17 protein-coding genes and 1 pseudogene are annotated in these 22,403 nt (G+C 60.4%); 7 read left to right on the top strand and 11 right to left on the bottom strand.

Features of this window, described 5'->3' with window-relative positions:
* Positions 1 to 11: 11 nt before the first annotated feature.
* Together HMPREF2651_RS08530 and HMPREF2651_RS08525 are read right to left on the bottom strand one after the other, a co-directional pair.
* The gene (locus HMPREF2651_RS08530) at positions 12 to 1,196 is read right to left on the bottom strand and encodes an isocitrate/isopropylmalate family dehydrogenase (RefSeq protein ID WP_049181253.1); all 1,185 of its coding nucleotides are present in this window, start codon (positions 1,194 to 1,196) and stop codon (positions 12 to 14) included.
* A gap of 44 nt (positions 1,197 to 1,240) precedes the next feature.
* On the bottom strand, positions 1,241 to 1,789 hold the full coding sequence (locus HMPREF2651_RS08525) for a neocarzinostatin apoprotein domain-containing protein (RefSeq protein WP_038627230.1): 549 nt from the start codon (positions 1,787 to 1,789) through the stop codon (positions 1,241 to 1,243).
* A gap of 202 nt (positions 1,790 to 1,991) precedes the next feature.
* Between HMPREF2651_RS08525 and HMPREF2651_RS08520 the strand changes: the two genes are divergently transcribed.
* From HMPREF2651_RS08520 to HMPREF2651_RS08505, 4 genes are read left to right on the top strand one after another with little or no spacing between them, the layout of a single operon-like run.
* Complete coding sequence (locus HMPREF2651_RS08520; RefSeq protein ID WP_049181256.1) at positions 1,992 to 3,101, top strand: heme/hemin ABC transporter substrate-binding protein; 1,110 nt, start codon at positions 1,992 to 1,994, stop codon at positions 3,099 to 3,101.
* A gap of 11 nt (positions 3,102 to 3,112) precedes the next feature.
* Positions 3,113 to 4,192, top strand: coding sequence for a FecCD family ABC transporter permease (locus HMPREF2651_RS08515; RefSeq protein ID WP_049181259.1), 1,080 nt, complete (start codon positions 3,113 to 3,115; stop codon positions 4,190 to 4,192).
* A complete protein-coding gene (locus tag HMPREF2651_RS08510) occupies positions 4,192 to 4,974 on the top strand; it encodes a heme ABC transporter ATP-binding protein (RefSeq protein ID WP_049181260.1) in 783 nt (260 codons plus the stop codon). Before HMPREF2651_RS08515 ends, HMPREF2651_RS08510 begins: the two co-directional genes overlap by 1 nt.
* A 33-nt stretch (positions 4,975 to 5,007) precedes the next feature.
* Entirely contained in the window at positions 5,008 to 5,694 is a 687-nt protein-coding gene (locus HMPREF2651_RS08505; protein ID WP_049181261.1) for a biliverdin-producing heme oxygenase, read from the top strand.
* A 39-nt stretch (positions 5,695 to 5,733) separates the two neighbouring features.
* On the opposite strand, the gene HMPREF2651_RS11130 is transcribed toward HMPREF2651_RS08505, so the two are convergent.
* The 4 genes from HMPREF2651_RS11130 to HMPREF2651_RS08485 form a co-directional block, all read right to left on the bottom strand.
* A complete protein-coding gene (locus tag HMPREF2651_RS11130; RefSeq protein ID WP_235191221.1) occupies positions 5,734 to 6,030 on the bottom strand; it encodes a hypothetical protein in 297 nt (98 codons plus the stop codon).
* Between the two features lie 552 nt (positions 6,031 to 6,582).
* Complete coding sequence (locus HMPREF2651_RS08495; protein WP_070586028.1) at positions 6,583 to 8,346, bottom strand: phospho-sugar mutase; 1,764 nt, start codon at positions 8,344 to 8,346, stop codon at positions 6,583 to 6,585.
* Between the two features lie 10 nt (positions 8,347 to 8,356).
* A complete protein-coding gene (gene deoC / locus HMPREF2651_RS08490) occupies positions 8,357 to 9,007 on the bottom strand; it encodes a deoxyribose-phosphate aldolase (protein WP_038627243.1) in 651 nt (216 codons plus the stop codon).
* Positions 9,008 to 9,126: 119 nt separating this feature from the next.
* The gene (locus tag HMPREF2651_RS08485; RefSeq protein WP_070586027.1) at positions 9,127 to 10,413 is read right to left on the bottom strand and encodes a thymidine phosphorylase; all 1,287 of its coding nucleotides are present in this window, start codon (positions 10,411 to 10,413) and stop codon (positions 9,127 to 9,129) included.
* 169 nt (positions 10,414 to 10,582) lie between these two features.
* On the opposite strand from HMPREF2651_RS08485, the pseudogene HMPREF2651_RS08480 reads away from it, so the two are divergent.
* Positions 10,583 to 11,002, top strand: a pseudogene (locus tag HMPREF2651_RS08480) (cytidine deaminase).
* Between the two features lie 45 nt (positions 11,003 to 11,047).
* Entirely contained in the window at positions 11,048 to 12,265 is a 1,218-nt protein-coding gene (locus tag HMPREF2651_RS08475) for a NupC/NupG family nucleoside CNT transporter (RefSeq protein WP_038627249.1), read from the top strand.
* Here the strand turns inward: HMPREF2651_RS08475 and HMPREF2651_RS08470 are convergent.
* From HMPREF2651_RS08470 to HMPREF2651_RS08460, 3 genes are all read right to left on the bottom strand, one after another.
* A complete protein-coding gene (locus tag HMPREF2651_RS08470) occupies positions 12,260 to 13,267 on the bottom strand; it encodes a YihY/virulence factor BrkB family protein (RefSeq protein ID WP_224786663.1) in 1,008 nt (335 codons plus the stop codon). The genes HMPREF2651_RS08475 and HMPREF2651_RS08470 overlap by 6 nt on opposite strands.
* Positions 13,268 to 13,500: 233 nt before the next feature.
* Positions 13,501 to 14,520, bottom strand: a complete 1,020-nt coding sequence (locus tag HMPREF2651_RS08465) for a sugar-binding transcriptional regulator (protein WP_038629271.1) — start codon at positions 14,518 to 14,520, stop codon at positions 13,501 to 13,503.
* 263 nt (positions 14,521 to 14,783) lie between these two features.
* The gene (locus HMPREF2651_RS08460) at positions 14,784 to 16,817 is read right to left on the bottom strand and encodes a M13 family metallopeptidase (protein ID WP_038627253.1); all 2,034 of its coding nucleotides are present in this window, start codon (positions 16,815 to 16,817) and stop codon (positions 14,784 to 14,786) included.
* A 106-nt stretch (positions 16,818 to 16,923) separates the two neighbouring features.
* Between HMPREF2651_RS08460 and HMPREF2651_RS08455 the strand changes: the two genes are divergently transcribed.
* Complete coding sequence (locus HMPREF2651_RS08455; RefSeq protein WP_038627255.1) at positions 16,924 to 17,889, top strand: glycoside hydrolase family 25 protein; 966 nt, start codon at positions 16,924 to 16,926, stop codon at positions 17,887 to 17,889.
* A gap of 30 nt (positions 17,890 to 17,919) precedes the next feature.
* On the opposite strand, the gene HMPREF2651_RS08450 is transcribed toward HMPREF2651_RS08455, so the two are convergent.
* Positions 17,920 to 18,948 carry a TIGR00730 family Rossman fold protein gene (locus HMPREF2651_RS08450; RefSeq protein ID WP_038627257.1) on the bottom strand — a complete coding sequence of 343 codons (1,029 nt, stop codon included), beginning with the start codon at positions 18,946 to 18,948 and terminating at the stop codon, positions 17,920 to 17,922.
* Positions 18,949 to 18,988: 40 nt separating this feature from the next.
* Entirely contained in the window at positions 18,989 to 22,387 is a 3,399-nt protein-coding gene (locus tag HMPREF2651_RS08445; protein ID WP_070431872.1) for an arabinosyltransferase domain-containing protein, read from the bottom strand.
* Positions 22,388 to 22,403: the final 16 nt, after the last annotated feature.

The following is a 22,403-nucleotide window of genomic DNA, read 5'->3' as shown; positions in this document are numbered from 1 at the left end:
AGCTGAGGGGCCTATAACCCCAGCTCCGCCCGCACCGCAGCCACAAAGTCGCTGGTAGTTGCGGTGCCGCCGAGATCCAGCGTCGGCGCGGTGCGAGTCGCGGCGTAGACGGCCTGGCGCAGCTTGGCGGCCGGTGCGAGCTCTGAGGTCGGATGCCCAAGATGTTCCGCGCACATTGCCGCTGAGAGCAAAAACGCAGCCGGGTTAGCAACGCCGCGACCCGCAATGTCAGGTGCCGAACCGTGCACCGGCTCGAAAACCGCGAAGTTATCGCCCACATTCGCCGACGCCGCCAGCCCCAGCCCGCCAATCAGCCCAGCGCCGATGTCACTGAGAATGTCGCCGATAAGGTTCTCCGCGATGATGACATCAAAGCGCGCCGGGTCGGTCACCAGCTGCATTGCCACGGCATCCGCATTGGCAAAATCGAATGCGACCTGCGGATACTCCTCCGCAACCTGCTCAACCGCCCCGCGAATCACACGCGCAGAGTCCCGCAGGATATTCGGCTTGTCCGCCACCGTCACCGTCGGCGTGGCCTCCGAATCGGGGTTTGCCGCCTGCCGCGCGAGAGCCAACTTAGCCGCCTGTCGCGCAAGGCGGTGCCACGCAAAGGACGTCGTCACGCGCAAAGAAACCGCAACTTCGCCATGCTTATCGACGGCGCGAGCCACCGTCGAGTCCTCCACCACCTCTGCCCACAGGTGGTGGTGCGAGGAGTCGGCCGGGGCGTCGTGAGGCGGAAGGAGATAGTCGTGACTGTAGAGGCCCTCGGTGTTTTCGCGGACGATGGTGAAGTCGGCAGCCGCGCCGGGCAGGGTGACCGGGCGGATGTTGGCGAAGAGATCGAGGCGCTGGCGCAGCTGGAGAACAGGGGAGCGGTAAGTCAGGCCGGTACCGCTCAGATGCGGTGCTAGTTCTTCCTCGGCCTCGCGAGCGGGCTTGGAGGTAATCGCCGCGAGGAGAGCGGCATCGCTGCGCTCTAGTGTTTCCCAGGTCTCCTGTGGGATGGGATTGCCGTGCGCGCACCATTGTGACCAGCCAATATGTGCCTCTTTCAGTTCCCAGTGGGGGAAGACGCCGGTGATGAGTCCTCGGCAGGCATCGGTGATTTCGGGGCCGATGCCGTCGCCGGGCAGGAGTGTGATGCGGCGCGGTGCCGCCTCTTTGGCAGTCGCAGGCTGGTCGGTTTCCATGGCTCTTAGCCTAGGTCTGCGACACCTGCGCGTGTGTGGTTTGGCTACTTTGCGAAAGTAACCGGGATTTCGGTGATGTCCTCGAAACCCTCGCTGTGGTCGCCGAAGAGCTTCAGCACGCACTCCTGCTGAGTACAGTCCACGGCCTCACCGGTGGGGACGACGCTGAGCTCGAAGTGCGCAGTGTTGTCGTCGGCGATGGTGGTGGTGCCACCGGACTTCTTGGTAATCCACTGCTGCGACTGGGTGCCGGCACTGCGGTCACCGGTGCAGTCCGGGACGGGGTTGCCTGGAGCCTTCTCTGCGGCGCAGAGTGCGGCGTAGTAGCCGTAGTCGGGGTCGAGGCCAGCGAGGTCGACGGTGATGACATCGCCCTCGGACAGGTCGTTGACCGGCTCGGCCTCCATGGTTACTTCACGGGCGGGGGCGTCGGTTTCTTGAGCCTCAGCCGAACTGGTGGTTTCCGAGGCGTTGGCAGCATCCTGCGCGGCACCGTCTGGGTCATCTGAGCCACAGGCGGCGAGAAGTGGAAGTGCGGCGACGGCCGGAATAGCCAGGAAAGCCGCGCGACGCTGGAATGTGCGAGTAGTCATAGGAGGTAACGTCCTTCCGAAAAACTGTAGAAATTACTATGTTTATTTAAGGGTAGGCTAACCTAGAACTAAAAGATAGCCTAAGATTCTTTGGGTGAGTAGAGCAAAGTCCTTTCTAAGCTCTTTGTTACTAGTGTTAGTCGTTATTTAGTCATTCTTTTGTCGTCTATCTCCGTGCAGCGTCAGCTCACAGAGGGGGAATATGTTCACCGTGCCTGCCTGTCGCGTTCGCAGCCTTGCCGGGACACTGCTGAGTGTTGTCCTGGTCGCAGGACTAGTCGCCTGTGGTTCCGATGATGCCGCGAGGGAAGAGGGATCGTCGTCAAGCGCTGGCGTGACGACGGTACCGCGCGCCGACAACATTTCCGCTCACGGTGCCGCGCATGCGAACCTGCCTTCGGAAAACCCCGAAGTGCTGCTAAAGGATCCGAAGCCGGCAGAAGGTAAGGACTACCAGCGTATTCTCACCCTTGACCGGGCGGGAGCGCTCAGCCGTGCGGTCTACACGCTTGGCCTCGGGGACCGTCTGGTGGGGCGCGACTCCACCTCCGATTTCCCGGCGGTAAAGGATCTGCCAAACCTCACTATCGGCGGGCATGCGGTCAATGCTGAGTCGGTGATGAAGCTAAAGCCGGAGCTCATCATTACCGATGGCTCGATTGGCCCCAGCCGCGTGTTCGACACGTTTGAAAAGGCGGGAATCACTGTCGTCCATGTGTCGGACGAGCGCACTCCCGAGACCATCAACACGCTTATCGACGAAGTTGCGAGCGCAGTCGGCCTGGCTGACCAAGTTGGCCCAGTGAAGGAGCACCTGGATAAGGAGCTGGCGGCTGCGACCGAGTACGCGCACGCCAAGGCCGATGGCCGCAAGATGATGATCCTCTACGTGCGCGGAACCGGTGTGGCCATGATTGCAGGGCCGGACTCGGGTGGGCGTTCTCTGATTACTCGTCTGGGCGGTGTTGATGCCGGCGAGGGCGTTGGTATTCAGGGCGCGTTCACGCCGATTACTCCGGAGTCCCTGATCGCTGCGGCTCCCGACACCATCTTGGTGATGACCGGTGGCCTGGAGTCCGTCGGCGGGATTGAAGGTCTGAAGGAGATCCCGGGCATCGCGCAGACCCCGGCGGGCCAGAATGAGTCCGTTGTGGATGTGCCGGATTCGCAGCTGCTGTCCTTTGACTCGCAGTCGCCGCGTGCCATCCGCGCCATTGCGGATGCTCTCTACGGTGGCGGTGCTGGTTCTGGTTCTGGTGCAGGCTCTGATGCGAGTGCTGATGCGAGTGCAGACAAGACTGCGGGGAAGTGACTGGCTGAGCAATGCAGACAACCGCGAACAAAACTATTCCGTTCAGACAGGCGACCGTTTTCATCGGGCTCGCCCTAGCGCTGGTGCTGGCAATAGGCTGGTCGGCCTCCGTGGGGCAGTTCGGCGCCACCATCGGCGAATCACTGAGCTCAATGGTGAGGCTAGTGTTCAATGGCGGTCTCGGTGACGCGCCAGAGCCCATCGACACCGTGCTGTGGCAAGTGCGACTACCGCGCATCGCGCTGGCCTGCCTCGTAGGCGCGGGGCTAGCCCTCGCGGGTGTGGCGCTGCAAGCGGTGTTCGGCAACCCGCTCGCTGAACCCGGCCTCATCGGTGTTTCCTCCGGCGCTGCCGTCGGCGCTGCTACCGCCACAGTTTTGGGCACCGCCGCCGGGCTTTCCGGGGTGCTTGGCGGAGTGTTGAGTGTCTTCGCCAGCAGCTGGGCTATTGCGGTCTCAGCTTTTATTGGTGGTGCGGTGGCCACGGCTATTGTGGCCGCCAATGCGCACGGTGGCCGCGACATCGCCCGAATCATTCTGGTCGGTGTGGCTGTGAACTCCATCTGCGGTGGTCTGGTGTCGCTCCTGACATTCGTAGCCTCCACGGCTGCCCGCGACCGCATTGTGTTCTGGCAGATGGGCTCGTTTGCCAGCGCCACCTGGACGCAGGTTGTCATCATTACGCTGGTGACAGTTCCAGCCGTAATTGCCATGTGGGTCAGCTACCGCAAGCTGGACATTCTGAGTCTTGGTGAAGCGCAAGCCCGTCACCTGGGTATTAACGTCGTCACGCTGCGTCGCGCCATCATTTTTGGCACGTCCCTGGTCGTGGCGGCTGGAGTGGCATTTTCCGGCATCATCGTCTTCATCGGTCTGGTCGTGCCGCATGCTGCACGACTGCTGTTGGGACCAGCGCATCGCACGTTGATTCCCGCATGCATCCTCGGCGGCGCGCTGGCCACAACGCTGGCCGACCTCGCGGCTCGCACCATGATCACCGGTGCGGACTTGCCGCTGGGAATGCTCACCTCGATTGTCGGTGGCCCGCTGTTCTTCTGGCTGCTCCTGCGTTCGAAGAGGGCGGTGCACTAATGGAAATCCACTCTGGTCTGGGCATTTCTGCCGAAAATGTCAGCATCACCCTGGATGGTCACCGCATCCTCAACGATATTTCCGTGGTCGCCGAGCCCGGAAAAGTCACCGCGCTGGTCGGCCCGAATGGTGCCGGAAAGTCGACACTGCTCGCAGCGCTTTCCGGCGACCATGAGCTCAGCGGCGGCGACGTCCGGATCGGCGAGCACTCCATTGCCGAGCTCTCCATCGCTGACCTGGCCCGCTACCGCGCTGTCCTGGTGCAGAGCCAAGAGCTGTCCGTGCCATTCACCAGCCGCGAAGTCATCGACTTCGGACGCAACCCCTGGGGCTGCCCGAACGAGGAGCTGCTCGCGGAAGTCATCACTGAATGCGACGTCGCGCACCTCCTTGACCGGGAAGTCCCGACCCTCTCCGGCGGCGAGCGCGCCCGCGTCCACAGCGCGCGCGTCTTCTACCAGGACACTCCCGTCGTGCTTCTCGACGAACCGACCGCGGCCCTGGACCTCCACCATGCCGAAAAAATCATGGGAATGATGCGCGCCCGCGCGGCGGCGGGCAAAGCCGTGGTCGTGGTCCTGCACGATTTGTCCGCCGCAGCGGCGTATGCCGATCACGTTGTGGTGGTGGCGCAGGGGCGCGTCGTAAAGCAAGGCCCGCCTGCGGAAACCCTGGATGCACAGACCATCAGCGAAGTCTACGGCATCGGTGTGGAAGTGCTTCAGGACTCCGCGGGCAACCCCGTACTGGTGCCTCAGCGCGGACAATACCTCTCACCCTAGTCTCCGAAAAGCCCACAGAGAAAGAAGAAAACGATGGTTGAAAACACGATTAAAGAAGGTGACAAGCTGGCTGCTCAGCCCTTGGCAGAGCGGCTCAAAGTGGAGACTTCCGGTGTCCACAGTGAAGCGGAAAACTCCGACTTCATGTCGAGACTGCTCGCGGGTGAACTGGATGCGCAGGCGGCCATCGATTTAACCGGTCAGCTCTACTTTGTGTACGAAGCGTTGGAGCAGGCAGTGCGGTCCACTGCGGAGTCAGAGCAGGTCAGCGCGGTCTACGATGCGCAGCTGGAGCGCCTGGAAGCACTGGCAGCCGACCTTGAGCACTTGGTGGGGCCTGATTGGCGGGAAAAGATCTCGCCTGTGGAGGCGACAAAGAACTACGTGGCCGAGCTTCGTGAAATCGAAAGCAACGGCAACGCCAACGCCGCATTGGCGCACCATTATGTTCGCTACTTGGGTGATCTTTCTGGTGGTCAGGTGATTGCGTCCATGCTGGCCAAGCACTACGGCATCGGTGCGGAGGGAACCCGATTCTATGACTTCTCCGCGATCGGAAAAATTAAGCCCTACCGCGACGGCTACCGACGGAGTCTGTCTGAGCTGGGCATTTCGGATGCCGATAAAGATGCCGTGGTCGACGAGGCGAAGAAGGCATTTCGTCTCAACCGAGCGATCTTCCACGACCTAGCTGGTGGTCTGGACGACGTGGTGGCGTAGGTCGTGGACTGGAATGTTGTGACCTTGGCTGTGGGGGGCTTAGCCGATGTACACCACTGCGTTACGGCCACCCGTGCACTTGATGTTGCCGCCAGCAGGACGGCACCACATGTTGTAGGTCAGGCCAGTCGTTGGGCTGTAGGCCGAGATGGTGCCGGATTCCGCACCGGTGGAATTGCGATAGCGGACGTAGGCGCTGTGGACATTTCGAACGAACGGATCGCTCGTTGAGGACGTGCCCTTCCATGCGCTGGAGAGGTTGCCGCCAGCCAGACCACGTGACGAGTTCGAGGACCCAGCAGAGCCACCGGAGCTCGCGGAGTTCGGAACGACCACGGTCTCAGTCTGCGTGACCGGTGGGTTGGGCTGGCTGGTTCGGGTACACGGGGCCGAAAGAACCGGTGGAAGGATTCGAATTGTAGTTGGGGTCTGAGCTGGGGAACTCGTTATACGACATGCTGGACGTACCAATCGCGAGGAGGAAGTGTTCCCCCTGTGATGGGCCTAACCCGCGTAGCGAATGGTGTTCCATCCCCCTGGGGACACGGTTAACGTCTTTTATTGTATTACTGGGAAAACTGTAAAGCATATTAGGAGACGCATGTCGTCCGCAAAATGCGGCAAGGACGGGTTTAGCTAGACCCGAAATGTGGTGGTGAGCTTCAAATGAGGTTGTGACCATCGAGAAACTGCTTAAGTTTATGGCAGTTTCGGCACTAATTTCTGCTTGTTTTTGTCATAAACCTAGTCAGTAACTCATGAGCCGGCCCAAGACTCCGGGCTGCACATGCGAAACTGGGGTGCGCATGAGACTTCACGGCCTTTTTGACCGTTTCGTTCATGCGCACCCCAGTTTGTTGCGAGGTGTAGCTAGTAGCTGCTCAGTGGCTACATCCCCAGGATTTCCTTGAGCTCGGCCTTGATCTGGTCGAGGCGTTCGGCAGCGGCGGCGTGTGGAATCGCAGCCGGCGCGGCCGGCAGCACGACCTCCAAGTAGCACTTCAGCTTCGGCTCCGTGCCGGAAGGCCGGGCAATGACGCGGTCGTTGGCCTCGGTGAGAATGAGAATGCCGTCGGTAGGCGGGATGTGATAGCTCTCGCCCTTGGCGTCGACCATGTCTAGGCCGTCATTCATGTCCGTGACCTGCGTGACCTCCGATCCGGCCAGCTGTGCAGGCGGGTTGGCGCGTAGAGTGTCCATGCCCTTGGTAATCAGCGAGTGGTCCTCGACTCGGAAGGTCAACGGGGCGGTCTTGTAGAGGCCGTGGGCGCAGGTGACCTCATCCAGCAGGTCCTGAATGCCCAGCCCCTGGCCCTTCAACCGCGCCACCGCGTCGGCGACACGCACCGCCGCAGATACGCCGTCCTTGTCTCGCACGACTGCCGGATCGGTGCAGTAGCCAATGGCCTCCTCGTAGCCGAAGATGAGCCCATCCACACCAGCAATCCACTTAAAGCCGGTCAGAGTAGCGCGATAATTCAGTCCGTGACCTGCGGCAATCTTACCCAGCAGGCGCGAAGACACAATCGAGTTAGCCATCGTGGCCGGAAACTCCGCGCCCTCATCATTGGTCACGGTCGCAGTCCCACGGGCCTCGGCGTCCGCACCGATGACTTCACCCAGAAACGCACCGATGTCATCGCCGGAGAGCTGTCGCCAGCCACCGTCGACGCTGCTATCCGGAATAGCCACCGAGCAACGGTCCGCATCCGGGTCAGCCGCGATGATGACATCCGCGTCTTCGGCACGAGCCAGCTCAAACGCAAGATCCAAAGCACCGGCTTCCTCCGGGTTCGGGAACGATACCGTCGGGAACTCCGGATCCGGCGCGAACTGCTTCTCGACCACGCTGACATTCGAGAAACCTGCCGCGTTCAGTGTGCGCACGATGGTCTCGCCGCCGACGCCATGCATCGGGGTGAGGACAATCTTCGCTGCCTGCTTCTCTTCGTTTGACGACGTCGTTGCGAGCGCAGCCGCCCGTTTCACATAGGCGTCCAGCAGTTCAGGACCAACCTGCTCGACGGCATCGAAGTCACGCGGGACTTCATCAGCTGGTGGAGCAGCGGCGATGGCTTCCGCAATTTGCTTGTCATGGGGCGCGATAATCTGGACGCCTCGGCGGGAATCCGACTCCACCACGCGGCCACCGAGATAAACCTTGTAGCCATTGTCCTTCGGCGGATTGTGGCTGGCCGTGACCATAATACCGGCATCGGCATTGAGGTGGCGCACGGCAAAGGCGGTCACCGGTGTGGGCAGCTGCTGTGGCAGGGCCAGGGCCTTGCCACCGGCCGCGGCGACAACCGCGGCGGCATCGCGGTGAAAATCAGCGGAGCCGTGGCGGGCATCGCAACCAATGACCACGGTAAAGTCATCGCCCACAATGTTCTTCAGGTGTGCGACCAAGCCGGCGGTGGCACGGATGACCGTGGCGCGGTTCATACGGGACTGACCAGCTGCAACGACACCGCGAAGACCTGCAGTGCCGAATTCGAGTGGCCCGGCGAAACGGCTTTCCAGCTCGGCAATCGCATCGGGGTCGGCGGCCTTGGCGTCGTCGTAAAGAGAGGAGAGCTCGGTAGCGGTGGCCTCGTCCGGATCGTGGGCGATCCAATCGGTGATGGTGGCTTGTAGCTGTTCGGAGAGCATCGGTGTTCGCCTACTTCAGACCATCGAGGACAGCGGCGGAGGAGGAAAGGCCCAGGCGGGAGGCGCCCGCAGCAATCATTTCCTCGGCGGCAGCGGCATCGCGGATACCGCCAGAAGCCTTGACACCCAGGCGGTCGCCGACGGTTTCGCGCATGAGCTTCACAGCGTGAGCGGAAGCGCCGCCGGCCGGGTGGAAGCCTGTGGAGGTCTTGACGAAGTCTGCGCCTGCGGACTCGGAGGCCTTGCAGGCTGCGATGATTTCCTCATCGGTCAGGGCGGCCGACTCGATGATGACCTTCAAGATCTTGCCCGGAATGGCATCGCGAACAGTCTTGATTTCGGCCTCGAGGTCGTCGAAGCGGTGCTCCTTGGCGAAGGCGATGTTGATGACCATGTCGACTTCTTCAGCACCATCGGCCACAGCGCGAGCAGCTTCAGCAGCCTTGACCTCGGCCTTTACCGCGCCGGAGGGGAAACCGACGACAGTGGCGATATGCAGGCCCTCTGGCACCTCGACTGGGAGCTGCGAAGGGGAGATGCAGATGGAGTAGGTGCCGAGCTTGGCGGCCTCGTCGATAAGAGCCTTGACCTGGTCAGAGGTGGCTTCTGGCTTGAGGAGGGTGTGGTCAATCATCTTGGCAACATCAGCGCGGGAAGTCATGGGAGAAATCAAGTCCTTTCGGAAATTTGGGAGAGAGCTTAAAAGTAGGTGCTTAAAAGTAGGGAGGTGGCGGGCTCGGGGCGGGGAAGTGGCGCCGGCGCGAGCCCGTCAGAGATTTTCTAGGACACGCGATCGAGGATAATCTCGCGCTCGGCTGTCGGCGCGGTGTCGCCGATTTCAATGCCCGGCTCGATGGACTCGAGGGCGCGCTCGAACTTATCCGGAGTTTCAGTGTGCAGCGTGAGCAGCTTCTGGCCCTTGACCACCTTGTCTCCCGGCTTGGCAAAAATCTCAATACCGGCAGTGGCCTGCACCGGATCATCCTTACGAGCACGTCCCGCGCCCAAGCGCCAGGAACCAACGCCGAGAGCCAGTGCATCCAGCTTGGTCAGGTAACCGTCAGCCTGCGCAACCACATCGTGCGTGTGAGGTGCCACCGGCAAAGCGGCATCCGGATCGCCACCCTGAGCGCGGATCATCTTCTTCCACGAGTCCATAGCGCGGCCGTCCTTCAGTGCCTTCTCCACGTCGGCATCGTGTACGCCGGCCAGCTCCAGCATGTTTCGGGCCAGCTCACAGGTCAGCTCCACGACATCTGCGGGGCCACCACCTGCGAGAACTTCCACCGATTCGCGGACCTCGAGGGCATTGCCGATGGTCAGACCCAGCGGAGTGGACATGTCCGTCAGCAGTGCGCGGGTGTTCACACCCGCGTCGTTGCCCAGGTCAACCATGGTGCGAGCCAGCTCACGAGCCTGATCCAGGTCCTTCATGAAGGCGCCCGAACCGACCTTGACATCCAGCACCAAGTTGGAAGTGCCCTCCGCAACCTTCTTGGACATGATTGACGAGGCAATCAGCGGAATGCAGTCCACCGTCGAGGTGATGTCACGCAGCGCGTAAATCTTCTTGTCCGCAGGTGCCAGGCCCGCACCGGCTGCTGCGACGACCGCACCGGAATTCTCCAGAATCTGCATCAAGCGATCATTCGGAACATCCGCCTGCCAGCCTGGAATGGATTCCAGCTTGTCCAAGGTGCCGCCGGTGTGTCCGAGGCCGCGACCGGACAGCTGTGGGACGGCCACGCCGTAGGAGGACACCAGTGGGCCCAGCGGCAGCGTGATCTTGTCACCGACACCACCTGTGGAGTGCTTGTCCGTGGTGGGCTTGCTCAGCGATGCGAAGCTCATGGTCTCGCCCGAGTCAATCATCGCCTGAGTCCAATCCACAATCTCGCGGCGGTTCATGCCGCGGATGAAGATGGCCATGTTCAGCGCCGCCATCTGCTCATCGCCCACGACGCCGCGGGTGTAGGCGTCAATGACCCAGGAAATCTCCTCCGGATTGAGCTCACCGCCATCACGCTTTACCTTGATGACGTCAACTACATCGAACTTTTCAGCCATTGTTCGCTCCTTTTATAGGCGATTGTGCTTAGCGATATTGGTCTTGTGAACTCTGCTGATTCCGATTATCATCAGCACTAGAACAAATGTCAATAGGTAACTTTCCATTTGTACCCACATAAGTATGTTTGCATAAATACCTCGAACAGGTTCGGAGAGGGAGAGCACAATGTCCCACATCTCAGACGAAGAACTGCTGGCTAAGGCCTACGCAGCCACGGAAAACTCGTACGTCCCCTATTCAGGTTTTCCGGTCGGTGCCGCACTTCTGCTTGACGACGGCACGGTGGTCACAGGCTGCAACGTAGAAAATGCATCCTATGGGTTGACCAACTGCGCAGAGCGCACAGCCGTATTTCGCATGGTCGCGGAGCACGGCGGCAACCATAAGATTGCGGCCTGCGCCATCGTCGGGTGAAAGGCGGCACCGTGCCACCCCTGTGGCGCCTGTCGGCAAGTCCTGCACGAATTTGGGTGCAAGCGCGTCATAGTGGAGTCCGAGCGCCCGGAAAATGGTGGTTTGGGCGCTCCGTCCAGCATTGACTTCGAAAAAATTCTCCCTTACTCCTTTGGTCCCGAGGACCTGTAGGCATCATCACCACAGCCTCTTTTATCAAGAAAGAAGACCTTAGTCATGGATAGACTGCAAGGCTTACTGGGCATCATCCTCGTCATCGGATTTGCCATTGCTATCTCAAAGAACAGGAAAGCCATTAACTGGCGCACACTCGGCGTTGGCCTGCTGCTGCAAGCGGTATTCGCGCTGGTAGTGCTGAAGTGGGAACCTGGCTTCCAGGCGCTGAAGAGTGTGGCCGGTGCCATTGAGAAGATGATCGATTTTACAAATGAGGGCACCTCTTTTGTGTTCGGTAATCTTTTCGACGACACGGGTAAGAACTTCGTCTTCGTGCTTAACGTGTTGCCAGTGATCATCTTCCTGGGCGCAGTCCTCGGTGCCCTCTACTACCTGCGGGTAGTGCAGTACTTCGTCGAATATGTGGGCTCCGCACTGAAGTTCATTATGGGTACCTCGAAGGTGGAGTCCGTCTTCGCTTCCACGGTGATTTTCCTCGGGCAGTCGGAGGCTCCACTCGTCGTTAAGCCGTATATTCCGAAACTGACCAAGTCGGAGCTGTTCGCATGTATGTCGGGCGGTTTTGCGTCGGTGGCCGGATCGACCTTGATCGGGTACTCCCTGCTCGGTGCGCCGTTGGAATACCTGCTGGCGGCATCGGTAATGAACGCGCCGGGCTCGCTGCTGATTGCGAAAACTTTCTGGCCGGAGACAGAGGAATCTGATCTGGATGCGTCGGTGAAGGATGTCCGCGATACCGAGTCGAAGAACGTCATTGATGCGCTTGGATCGGGTGCGCTGGCCGGCGGTCGTATTGCTGTGGTTGTGGCATGTCTGTTGATTGCGTTCATCGCTGTGATTGCGATGCTGTCGGCGATGATCGGCGGCATTGGCGGCTGGTTCGGTCAGGATAACTGGTCTCTGGAAGGACTGTTCGGGCTAATCTTTGCGCCAATTGCATGGCTGATTGGTGTGCCGTGGGAGAACGCAGGGCTGGTCGGTAGCTTCATTGGTGAGAAGACGATTCTGAACGAGTTCGTCGGCTACACCTCGTTCTCTGAGCACGTCGACTCGCTGGATCCGAAGTCCATCATGCTGGCGACCTTCGCCCTGGCCGGCTTCGCTAACCTGTCGTCCATTGCGATTCAGATTGGTTCCTTCGGCGCGCTGTCGCCGGAGCGCCGCGGTGAGATTGCCAAGAACGGTCCACTGGCGCTAATCGCGGGTCTGTGCACCAACCTGCTCAACGCAGCAATCGTGGGTGTGATTGCGCTATAGCTCTTCCTCAGTTCGGAATTCGGCCGCCTGCTTTTCTAGATTCTGATGGATTTTCTGCTCGCCCTCGGCGGCAGCGGTAGCCCGAGGCGGAAGCTGGATGTATCGCTCTGAGGGCAGGCCAGCGCGCAGTTGGCGCATCCTCTCAACCTCGGCATCCAGCTTAAAGCCGAAGACCACGACCACATTAATGCTCCAGAGTGCGGTCATCAGCGCGATAACCGCACCCATGGCGCCATAGGGATTCGAAGCCGCAAAGTTGAATAAGTACAGCTGGAGCGCCTTGCCGATGATCAGCGAGCTAATAATTGCCAGTGCCGAACCTGTGCTGAGCCAGCGGAATTTGCGCATGCGCACGTTCGGCGTGAAGTAGTACAGCGAGCCAATCAGAATCATCGACATGACGATAATCACCGGCCAGCGCAGCCAACTCCAGACGGAGATGCAGAAGTCAATGACCTGTCGCGTGGTCGATTCAATACCCAATGGGCGGGCAACCGGTTCGACAATGGTGATAACTAGCTGGTCATTGACAATAATCGCAATAAGTAGCACCACAGTGCCGATTAACAGCTGCAGCGTAATGGCGACCATGAGCAGGTGGTAGCGAATCAGCGTGCGACCTTCGGAAACGCCGTAGATGGAGTTTGCCGTACGCGAAAAAGCGCGCGTGTAGGCCGAGGACGAAATCAGTGCAAAGACAATACCGATAGTCAGTGCGACAAGACCGCCCGTGGCGGAGCCGATAATCGTTGAAATGACATTGCGGATCGGTTCGGCATACTCAGCCGGAATGTAGCTGCGGATGAAATCCTCGGTCAGACGGTTGAGGTCTTCTGTATAGCCGGCCAGCATCAGCGTGGCAATTGAATAAATCGCAAGCAGTGCAGGCGCGAAGGTCAACACCGTGTAATAGGTCAACTTCGCGGCAGCGTCGAAACCGAGCTCCAAGAAAAACTCAATACCCGCACGCTTGAGAGCGTAGAGCGCTCCTTTCCACCCCACGGGTGGCAACTTCTTTGCGGACTGAGCAAAAGATGCGTCTGCCGACTCGTAGGCCTGGAGTGTGTGCCTGATTTGCTGTGCTGGTGACACCTAAACAATCGTCCTCTCCGACCGGACAGCGGCTGCAACATATATGCGGACATGTGCGCTCGCTTAAGTCTATCGGTCGAAGAGGACAAAGACGCTTCTCGGGCCCGGGTGTCAGTTCTTTGTACTGATGCGTCTCGGGACGGTTATTCCGTGGCAGGGGAAGGGGTGGAGCTATCAGGGGAGTCTGGCGAGCCCGGTGAAGCCGGTGCAGCCGGTGCAGCCGGTGAGTCCAGCGCAAGCAGGCGTTCAGCGGTGGCATCGTCGATGACCAGGTGAGTAGCCAAATTTGTTCGAAGGGCCACGTCGATGGCCGCGGCCTTGTGTGCGCCACCGGCCACAAGTACCCGAGTGGGGATCCGGCGCAGGTCAGAAAGACTGATGCCTACCGTGCGGGCATCGACCTCTGGCAGCGCAATGCCACCGTCAGCGCGGTAGAAGCGTGAGCAGGCATCGCCCACTGCGCGCTCCACGAGCAAGTCCTTTTCGGTTGCCGACAGCTGTCCCAAGTTCAAGGCCAGCGAATCATGGTCGACGGCGCCGACGGTGAAAACTGCAATGTCCACCGTCCGGCCAAGAGCCAAAACGCTGGCAATGAACCGATCCTGTTCCACGATGCGCTTGGTCTCGACCGAATCGAAAATCACCGGCAGCGGCAGTGTGCGGGCATAGGCGTGGAAAGCGTGGCAGAAAGCGCCAATAGTGCGGATGTCGTTCGTGGACTTATCGGAGTGGCTCATTCCTCCCTTGAGCTGCACAATTTCCACGCCCGAGACATCCTTGGACTTCAGTTGCGTGGATACGGAGTACATGGTCTTACCCCACGAAACCCCGAGAAGGGTACCGTCGACCACCAGCTCGTCGAGAAGCTCGGCGCCCACGCGCCCCAACTCGCGGAGCAAGACTGCGTTGCCAGCGCGAGCCGGTTGCGCCAGCCGCACATCGTTCAACTTGTAGCGATCCCGCATCTGCGTAGCGGTCTCTGAGGCTTCCTCGCGCGGATCATGGATCTCAATGCGCACGTAACCGCGCTCACGGCCAAGGTTGAGCAGTTTAGAAACCGTTGGGCGGGAAACCCCGAGTTCGGTTGCAACCTGAGACTGTGTGAGCCCCTCGCCGTAATAGAGTTTGACGGCGGTGAGTGCCTGGATGTCGCGACTGTCCACAGCGGCCTCCTCCAACAAGAGCACTTAGCAAGCGCACTTGTAACAGGAACCTCGCTTGATTGTGGCCCTGCCCGACTTGATCATCGGGAAAGCGTGCGCCTCACCTGTGATTTTAGTTCCACGTTTGCAAAAACAAAAAGTCAGCTTTTGCATTTGTAGTAAACGGTGAGGCGTTGGCTTTCCCCGGAGGGTGTCGGAGGGCATCGGAGGGCCCTCCCGAAGGCGTTGGAGGGGAACGCAGCGCAGGTTGGGTTCCCGCAGCGCTACCAGATATTCACGCGCTCGCTCGGCTCACGCCACATGCCGTCGCCAGCTGAAGTGCCGAAGGCCTCATGGAATTCATCGATGTTGCTGGCAATGACGTTGCAGCGGAACTCCGCTGGTGAGTGCGGGTCAATCGCAAGCAGCTGGCGTGCAAACTCCGGGCGAATCTTAGAACGCCAGACCAGTGCCCACTGCTTGAACAGGTCACGGTAGGTCTCTGGGGTGTCCTCCAGTCCAAGTTCTTCACCGCGGGCAGCGAGGAAACGGCGGAAAGCGACGACGGCAATGCCGAGCCCGCCCAAGTCGCCGATGTTCTCGCCCAGGGTGAAGCGACCGTTGACACCGGGCAGGTCAGCGCCCTCCTCGGCCTGCTCGCGCAGTGCCTGCGGCACCAGTCCCTCGTACTGATCCACCAGTGCGGCGGTCAGGTTCTCAAAAGCTGCGCGATCCTCATCGGTCCACCACTGGTGGAGGTTGCCGTGCCCGTCATACTGTGAGCCCTGGTCATCAAAACCATGCCCAATCTCGTGACCAATAACGGCACCGATACCACCGAAGTTCTCCGCTGGCGATGCGTCCGGAGAGAAGAACGGCGACTGCAAAATCGCAGCCGGGAACGTGATGTCATTGACCACCGGATTGTAGAAGGCGTTGACCGTCTGCGGAGTGCCATGCCACTCATCGCGATCGGCCGGAGTACCTAGCTTTGTTACCTCATAATCATGCGCAAAAGCACTGGCGGCGCGGACATTGGCCATCAGTGAATCCCCGAGCTCCATCGCCGAGTAATCACGCCAACGCTCCGGGTAACCAATCTTGGCCTTAAACAGCGACAGCTTCTCCAATGCTCGCTCTTGCGTCGCCTTCGTCATCCACGGCAGCTCCGAAATGCGCTCCCGGTACGCCGCCAGCAGGTAGTCCACCAGTTCCAGGACCTGCTCCTTGTACTCCGGCGGGAAGTGCTTTTCCACATACAGCTTGCCGACGTCATGTCCAACCGCCCCGTCGGCAAAGGCAACACCACGCTTCCAGCGTGCACGCTGCTCGGTCGAACCCTGCAAGGTGCGGCCGTAGAAGTTAAAGCTCTCCGCAGAGAAGTCATTCGACAGGTAGGCAGCACGCTGGTGGAGAACGCGCCACAGCGCCCACAGGCGCAGATCTGCCAGGTCAGTGTCCTGCCACAGCTTGCTCAAGTGCTCGAAGTACGACGGCATCATCACCACGATGGTGTCGATGGCAGTCTGGTTCGTCTCATTGACACCGGTGGCCGCGAGCCACTCCGCGACCGGGAAGCCGGTGGGGAGGTCAGCAATAGCGGTCTTGTTATAGGTCTTCAGTGCGTCGCGGGTATCGACCACATTCCAGTGACCAGCTGCAATGCGCTTTTCAAAAGCCACGATGCGCGCCGCCGCAGCGGCCGGATCCACCAACTCGAATGCAGCAAGTGCAGTGGAGAGGTCCCCCGCGCCGTCGTCATGCGAAGAGAGGAGCTTCAACATAGCGGCAACATGCTGCTCATAGGCGGCGAGAGTGTCGGCGTGGCCAGGCTCGCGGTAGTAAGCCTCATCCGGGAGGCCGAGGCCCGACTGCAGCAGGTAGAGAGCATCCAGGTCCGAGCCGGAATCCTTCTCTACCCAGTACCCGAGCGCACCACCGACACCGAGGCGGTCGAGGCGGCCGAGTGCCAATGCCAGCTCATGCGCGTTCTCGGCGGAGGCAATCATTTCTAAATCCTGCGCGAGCGGAGCAGCGCCGGCGTTATTAATAGCGGCTTCGTCCATGAAAGAGTTGTACAAGCGAGCGACGCGGGAATTCGGATCCGCATCGGCGGCAGTGGTGATGAGCTCGCGGACGTTTTCCTCCGCCTCATCCCTCAGCTTGTAAAAGGCGCCATCGATGGGGCGGTCAGCCGGGATGACGTGATTGCTAACCCACTCACCGTTGGTGGCCAAGTAGAGGTCATCCTGTGGGCGAGGAGCCGTTGAGAATTGGGACGTTGCGGACTGGGTCTCAGTATTAGTGCTATTTGTCATGCCGCCAGTCTAGGGGCAAGGGCGGATTGAAGCTGTGACTGGAGGGGTGGGATAAGTTTAGGCTTACGAATGGGGCGGAAGTGGTTTAGGGGGTAAGGTGCAAACCATGAAATTTCTTCCACTTTCCGCGACCGCGGTGCTGAAGCGACGCCCGGGCCGCGCCACTTTGGCGGGTATCGTGGCCGTTGCGCCGCTGACCTTGGGCGTTATTGCACCGGCTGACGCGCAACCCCAGGATGCATTTGCACACTCCAACCCGTCCGCTGCTGATTCCAAGGGGTCGCTCGACTTTTTGACTGAATCACCGAGCATCACCGATGCGCCGCTTGCGTCGGATGTTCAGGAGTCGCAGGGCTCTGATGCCAACGGTTCGTCAACCGGTTCAGCCACCAGCGCATCGTCGAACTCGGCGCGCACCGGCTTCTACATGGGGCCGACTGGTGTGGACGTCTCCAAGTGGCAGCGCCCAGGTGGTGTCGCGCTGAAGTGGGACGAGGTCGCAGCCAGCGGCCAGAAGTTCGCTTTCATCAAGGCCACTGATGGTGTCGAAGGCGACCAGAAGTACTTCCTCGAGGACTCCATCGCCGCAGCTAAGGCCGGTCTGTACGTGGGCAGCTACCACAAGGCGCATCCGGATCGCTCCGCAACCGAGCAGGCCGATCAATATGTGGAAGCACTGCAGCAGCGCGATGAGCAAATCTCCACGGACAAGACATTGCCACCTGTGCTGGACATCGAGCTGGACAACGGCCTCAACCCGACCCAGCTGCAAAAGTGGACCAAGGACTTCCTCGAGCGCGTCGAGGAAAAGACCGGCGAAACCCCGATGATTTACACCTACCGTTGGTTCTGGCAGAACCCAATGGGTAACTCGACCGACTTCACCGACTACCCGTTGTGGCTCGCCGCCTACCAAGACAGCGCTCCGACCTCGCTGCCGGGCGGTTGGGAGAGCATGACCTTCTGGCAGCGTTCCTCCACCGGCCGCATCGATGGCATCCCGACCATCGTCGATGAGGATGTCTTCAACGGCACCGAAGCCGAGCTGCAGCAGCTGGCTGCTGCTCACTAGTGGTGTGTTGTGGGGGGGGCTGGGAACAGGCTAAAACTTCGTCCGCCCCGCACGCCACGCAATCAACGCCGGCAGGAGCTTGTCGACGTCGTCGACGACGATAAGCGCATCGAGAAGCTCCGGCCGCACAAAGCCCGCATCCACAACATTGCGCAGTAGCACCAGCAGGGGCTCCCAGAAGCCCGAAGGTCCCAGCAACGCCACCGGCTTGGCATGAATCCCCAGGTGCTGCTGGGTCCACACCTCGAAGAACTCTTCCAGCGTGCCCGCACCGCCGGGGAGCGCAACAAAAGCATCGCCGAGTTCATACATGCGCGACTTTCGATCGGCCATAGTCGCAACAGTTTCCAGGTGAGTCAGCCGCGGATGGGCGATTTCCTTCTTGACCAGGACCTCGGGGATGACACCGGTGACACTGCCGCCGTCGTCAAGCGACGCGTTAGCAACCGTGCCCATAAGACCAATCGCCGCGCCACCGTAGACGAGCTCCACCCGATTTTCCGCGAGTGCCTGGCCGAGGCGTTCGGCGGTGACGCGCCAGGCGGGGTCGTTGCCGAAGCCAGAGCCGCAGAAAACAGTCAGCGACGATAGTGCGCGCTGTGGCTGCTCACGGCCAGCGGCAAGCTGGGGCAGCTCTTCGCGGAGCTTCGGCAGCGTGGTTTCGACCAGCATGGGCGCGATTCTCCCGGTCGGTAGCCAGGGATCGAGCCAGCGTACCTCTTCGATTTCGGCGTGAGGCTGAACGTTCACCAGCTCATCGGTGAACTCACCGACATAGCGCACATGGTGGCCGACGACCTCGAAGCCCGCCTCGTTGGCAGCGGCTGCACGGGCAATATTCCACGGACGCAACTGCGATAGCTCGATGTCCACGCCGAGCTCCTCGGAGACCTCGCGAGCGGCGGTGACCTCCGGGTGATCGACGGATTCACCCGGCTCGAACTTGCCGCCGGGCAGCATGAACGTATCCGTGCCCCGCTTACGAACGCACAAAACCCGCCCCACCGGGTCAGTCACAACCATTGCGGCGACAACGATGGAACGGGTTTGTGCAGTCACTCGGGCTCCTTAGGTGAAGGACGCACCGAGGCTCCTTCGCCTAGGGATCCTTCACAATCATCTTCCCGGGCGAGTATAGACCCGAGCGAGTGATATCTTCATACTCAATTTCGGCGACATCCGGCTTGACCTTGTCCTTATTCGGACGCGGCGAGAGCTTCTCGACGGAACCCCAGTCGCGGCGCCAGTCGTTCTTGAGGTAAGTCGGTACGGACGTAGCCTCATTCACAGCGTCGGAGAATCCGAGCGGGCCACCGCCATCGACCGACTGCCAAACATCTGCGCCGACGACCTTCAGACCACGGTCCGGAGTGATGCGGTACTCCGGAAGCTCTGCGACACCGGCGTAGTGGTCGAACGGACGCTGGCACGGGAACTGGAAGGCAACCGGCCAGTCCGGGATAGTCGCAGTTTCCGGCGAAATGACATCGGTCATTGGCTGCAGCTCGGCCAGGCGAGGAGGGGTCAGTGCCAGCCACTGATCCTCGGAGACATCGTTGTCCTCCGCGACCAGGCGCACAGCGGTGGCTCCCTCTGGGATCTCCTCGGTCAGGAAGCGCAGGTTACGCCAGGTCGGAGCAGGGCCGATATCAATCGGCTCCGCCTCGGAGAGAACCTCGAAGCCATCCTCGTCGCCGCCCTCGCGACCGTACTGTGCCACCAGCTTGCGACCCTGCTGAGCCACACCGTTGATGTCGTGGTGGAAGATACGGCCGGCCGCCGATACGGCGAGTAGCGGGTGGTCCTCATCAATCTCAGGCAGCTGGAACCAGGAAGTTTCCAGGTTTGCGGGACGCTGAATGTCCTCGGAGTAAGAGCCGAGCACCGGCACCTTATCCGGATCCAAGCCAAATGGCAGCTCGACCTGCGAGCCGTTGACACCCTTGTCGGCGCGCTTGCCGCCGTCGGTGCCTGACGCGGAACCGCCCTCAACTGTGGCTTCCGGATCAGTAGACTGATCATCAGTGTCGGCAGTACTTGCCTGGCTCTGGCTGGTGTCCACAGCTTCGGCCTTCATGTTTGACGGAACGCCGTTCGGGTCGAAGCCACGGTTCTTACCGCCACCGCGCAGCGATTCCGCCAGCGGCTTGCCATCGACGGTATTCAGGAAGCCATCGTTCGGATCGGTTTCCATCAGCACATCGCTCGCCAGATTACATGTCTGACCAGCCAAGGAGCGGATATTGCCCGCGGCGACCGAGTATGCCGGGTACTGCGACACTGCGCCCTTGCCCAGTGAAGCCACCATGAACATCGTCACCAGCAGCGTCGTCACCGCAATCGGGGACGATGCAACTGCATTGATGCGGCGTGCGCGTGCCGACTTTTCCTGCGACTTCGGCTTGGTGCGGAACTCCTGGACGAAGTTCATTACGGCACCAGCCAGCAGCAGTAGCAAGGCCAGAGCCAATACTGCTGAACCCAGCTGGTGGCCGCGCAACTGAATGGTCTTGTCGAACCACGGCACACCGTAGGACGACACATACCACCAGCCGTTAATACCCATCAGCGAGAAAGCGAGGATGAAGGTGATACCACCGGCAAAGAACAGCTGATTGCGTGGGTTACCTGCTACCCAATGGCTAATGGCCATGGCGGCAAGTGCTGCCAGGGAAGCCGCGATGCCCGCGTACACGCCGAAGTGGTGCGTCCACTTTGTCGGCGTGAAGGTCAGGAAGAACATGGTGCCGATGAACATGAACACCAGACGTGCCGACGGGCCGGCCAGAGCCCCCGGAACGGTGCGGTGACGAAGCAGCGCGGCAATCGTGATGGTCAAGCATGCCAGTGCAATCAGAACCGGGAAACGACGCGGGAAGGCGCCGTCGACGGACTGCAGCACCAGCCAGTAGTAGCGGACGTACTCGTTGTACCAAGGCTCCGACGGGCCGATGATGCTGCGGACGCGAATGGACTCGCGGACCGTGGCCAAAGTCTGGTCGCCGAAGACACCGACCAAGATCGCGGTGCCCGCAGCCAGGAACGGTGCAATCTGCATTAGTGGGGCCTGCCAACCACCACCGAGAGCCTTATGGCGCTCAACGACAATGCGCACCAGCATCGGGATGCCTGCGAGCAGGGCGGCAACTGCCATTAGACCCGTTGGGCCCGAGCCCAGTGCCAGCGTGGCGATAACCACTGCGACTGCAGCTGGCAGCAGGCGTCGAGTTAGAATTGCGCGCTCGATGAATACCCAGGTCAGCAGGGATCCCAGAGCAATGACCGGCTCCGGGCGCAGCCCGTTGTTGTACGGCAGCCAGAAGGCCAACAGCACACCAGCAGCAGACCAGTAGGCCACCCGGCGCTGGGCAATCTTCTCGCCGAGGCGCGGGATAACCATTCGGGAAATAATGAACCACACCAGCAGTGCGGACAGCAGCGCAGGAAGTCGCATCCACAGAGACGAGGTGGACACCTTCACCATCAGCGACAGCAGGTCGTAGTAAGGGCTGCCGAACGGGGACTCAGGCGCGCCGAACCAACGGTAGTAGTTCGCCATGTAGCCCGACTCGTCGGAGACGCGCGCCATGGTGAAGATGTAACCGTCATCGGAGGTGTTGCCACCGATGAAGTGCCAAACAACCAAAATCGTGCCAACCAGGATGTCCAGCGGAGTTGGCTTCAACGCACCGTGCTTGAACAGCGGAGTGAAGGGGGAACCGTCGATACGGTCAATGCGAGCCAACGCGACCAGGGAAGCCAGCGTCAGAAGCAGGCCCAAGTACATGACGATGTACTTCACCACTGTCGGGTGTGAGGTGTAGCGGGAGTCGATGTTCATGTGGACATCGAGCCCATCGGCTACGGCCTTGGCCACGTCGCCGTCAGCGGGCAGGTCAGTGTAGATACCGGTGACCTGCGGACGGTAATCGCCGTGTGTCGTGGCGGTGAGCTTCTCACCATCTGAGTTCTTGGCGCCGTCGATATTGACGGTGGTCTCATGCTCGTTTGAGCGGATCTCCAGGATCTTGCCCTTGTTGCTGGCAAGCTCCTTCTTATCCAGGCTCATCACCACGCTATCGCGCAGAATGACGTCGAGGCCGTCCTTGCCCGAACGCACCATCAAGCCCCGTTTGGTCGGCTTATCCGCGGTCGGCGGGATAGTCGACAACAGGGTTGTCCGCTTGTCGGAAAGTTCATCCGTCAGCGACAGAGGAAGATCGACACTCAGATCCAACGGTGCCTGCGCCATAAGCGGTGCATCCACTGAGTTCAGTGTGTCGCGCTGAGGCCAAGACACGGAGGACTGAGTATTCACGACCGGGAGGAACGGTGTGATGACAAAGCAAATGAAACCGACGATTCCAGCGATAATCGCTGTCCAACGAGTCAGTGTCGTAGGAGAGGGGCCGTCCATAGGCGGTCTCTCCACGCGGTCGATGGTCACTTCGGGTGAACCGTCGACACTTTCTTTGATTTCTTTAGTTTCGGCAGTCACAAGGAAAGATACTACG

It is taken from the genome of Corynebacterium sp. HMSC063A05, assembly GCF_001809695.1.
Lineage (GTDB): Bacteria > Actinomycetota > Actinomycetes > Mycobacteriales > Mycobacteriaceae > Corynebacterium > Corynebacterium amycolatum.
The sequence above is the reverse complement of the archived record's forward strand: the minus strand, read 5'-3'. Positions and strand labels throughout refer to the sequence as shown.

Excerpts from the sequence above, each read along its gene's own strand:
- HMPREF2651_RS08530 (WP_049181253.1), bottom strand. The coding sequence starts at position 1,196 with ATGGAAACCGACCAGCCTGCGACTGCCAAAGAGGCGGCACCGCGCCGC.
- HMPREF2651_RS08525 (WP_038627230.1), bottom strand. The coding sequence starts at position 1,789 with ATGACTACTCGCACATTCCAGCGTCGCGCGGCTTTCCTGGCTATTCCG.
- HMPREF2651_RS08520 (WP_049181256.1), top strand. The coding sequence starts at position 1,992 with ATGTTCACCGTGCCTGCCTGTCGCGTTCGCAGCCTTGCCGGGACACTG.
- HMPREF2651_RS08515 (WP_049181259.1), top strand. The coding sequence starts at position 3,113 with ATGCAGACAACCGCGAACAAAACTATTCCGTTCAGACAGGCGACCGTT.
- HMPREF2651_RS08510 (WP_049181260.1), top strand. The coding sequence starts at position 4,192 with ATGGAAATCCACTCTGGTCTGGGCATTTCTGCCGAAAATGTCAGCATC.
- HMPREF2651_RS08505 (WP_049181261.1), top strand. The coding sequence starts at position 5,008 with ATGGTTGAAAACACGATTAAAGAAGGTGACAAGCTGGCTGCTCAGCCC.
- HMPREF2651_RS08495 (WP_070586028.1), bottom strand. The coding sequence starts at position 8,346 with ATGCTCTCCGAACAGCTACAAGCCACCATCACCGATTGGATCGCCCAC.
- deoC (WP_038627243.1), bottom strand. The coding sequence starts at position 9,007 with ATGACTTCCCGCGCTGATGTTGCCAAGATGATTGACCACACCCTCCTC.
- HMPREF2651_RS08485 (WP_070586027.1), bottom strand. The coding sequence starts at position 10,413 with ATGGCTGAAAAGTTCGATGTAGTTGACGTCATCAAGGTAAAGCGTGAT.
- HMPREF2651_RS08475 (WP_038627249.1), top strand. The coding sequence starts at position 11,048 with ATGGATAGACTGCAAGGCTTACTGGGCATCATCCTCGTCATCGGATTT.
- HMPREF2651_RS08460 (WP_038627253.1), bottom strand. The coding sequence starts at position 16,817 with ATGACAAATAGCACTAATACTGAGACCCAGTCCGCAACGTCCCAATTC.
- HMPREF2651_RS08455 (WP_038627255.1), top strand. The coding sequence starts at position 16,924 with ATGAAATTTCTTCCACTTTCCGCGACCGCGGTGCTGAAGCGACGCCCG.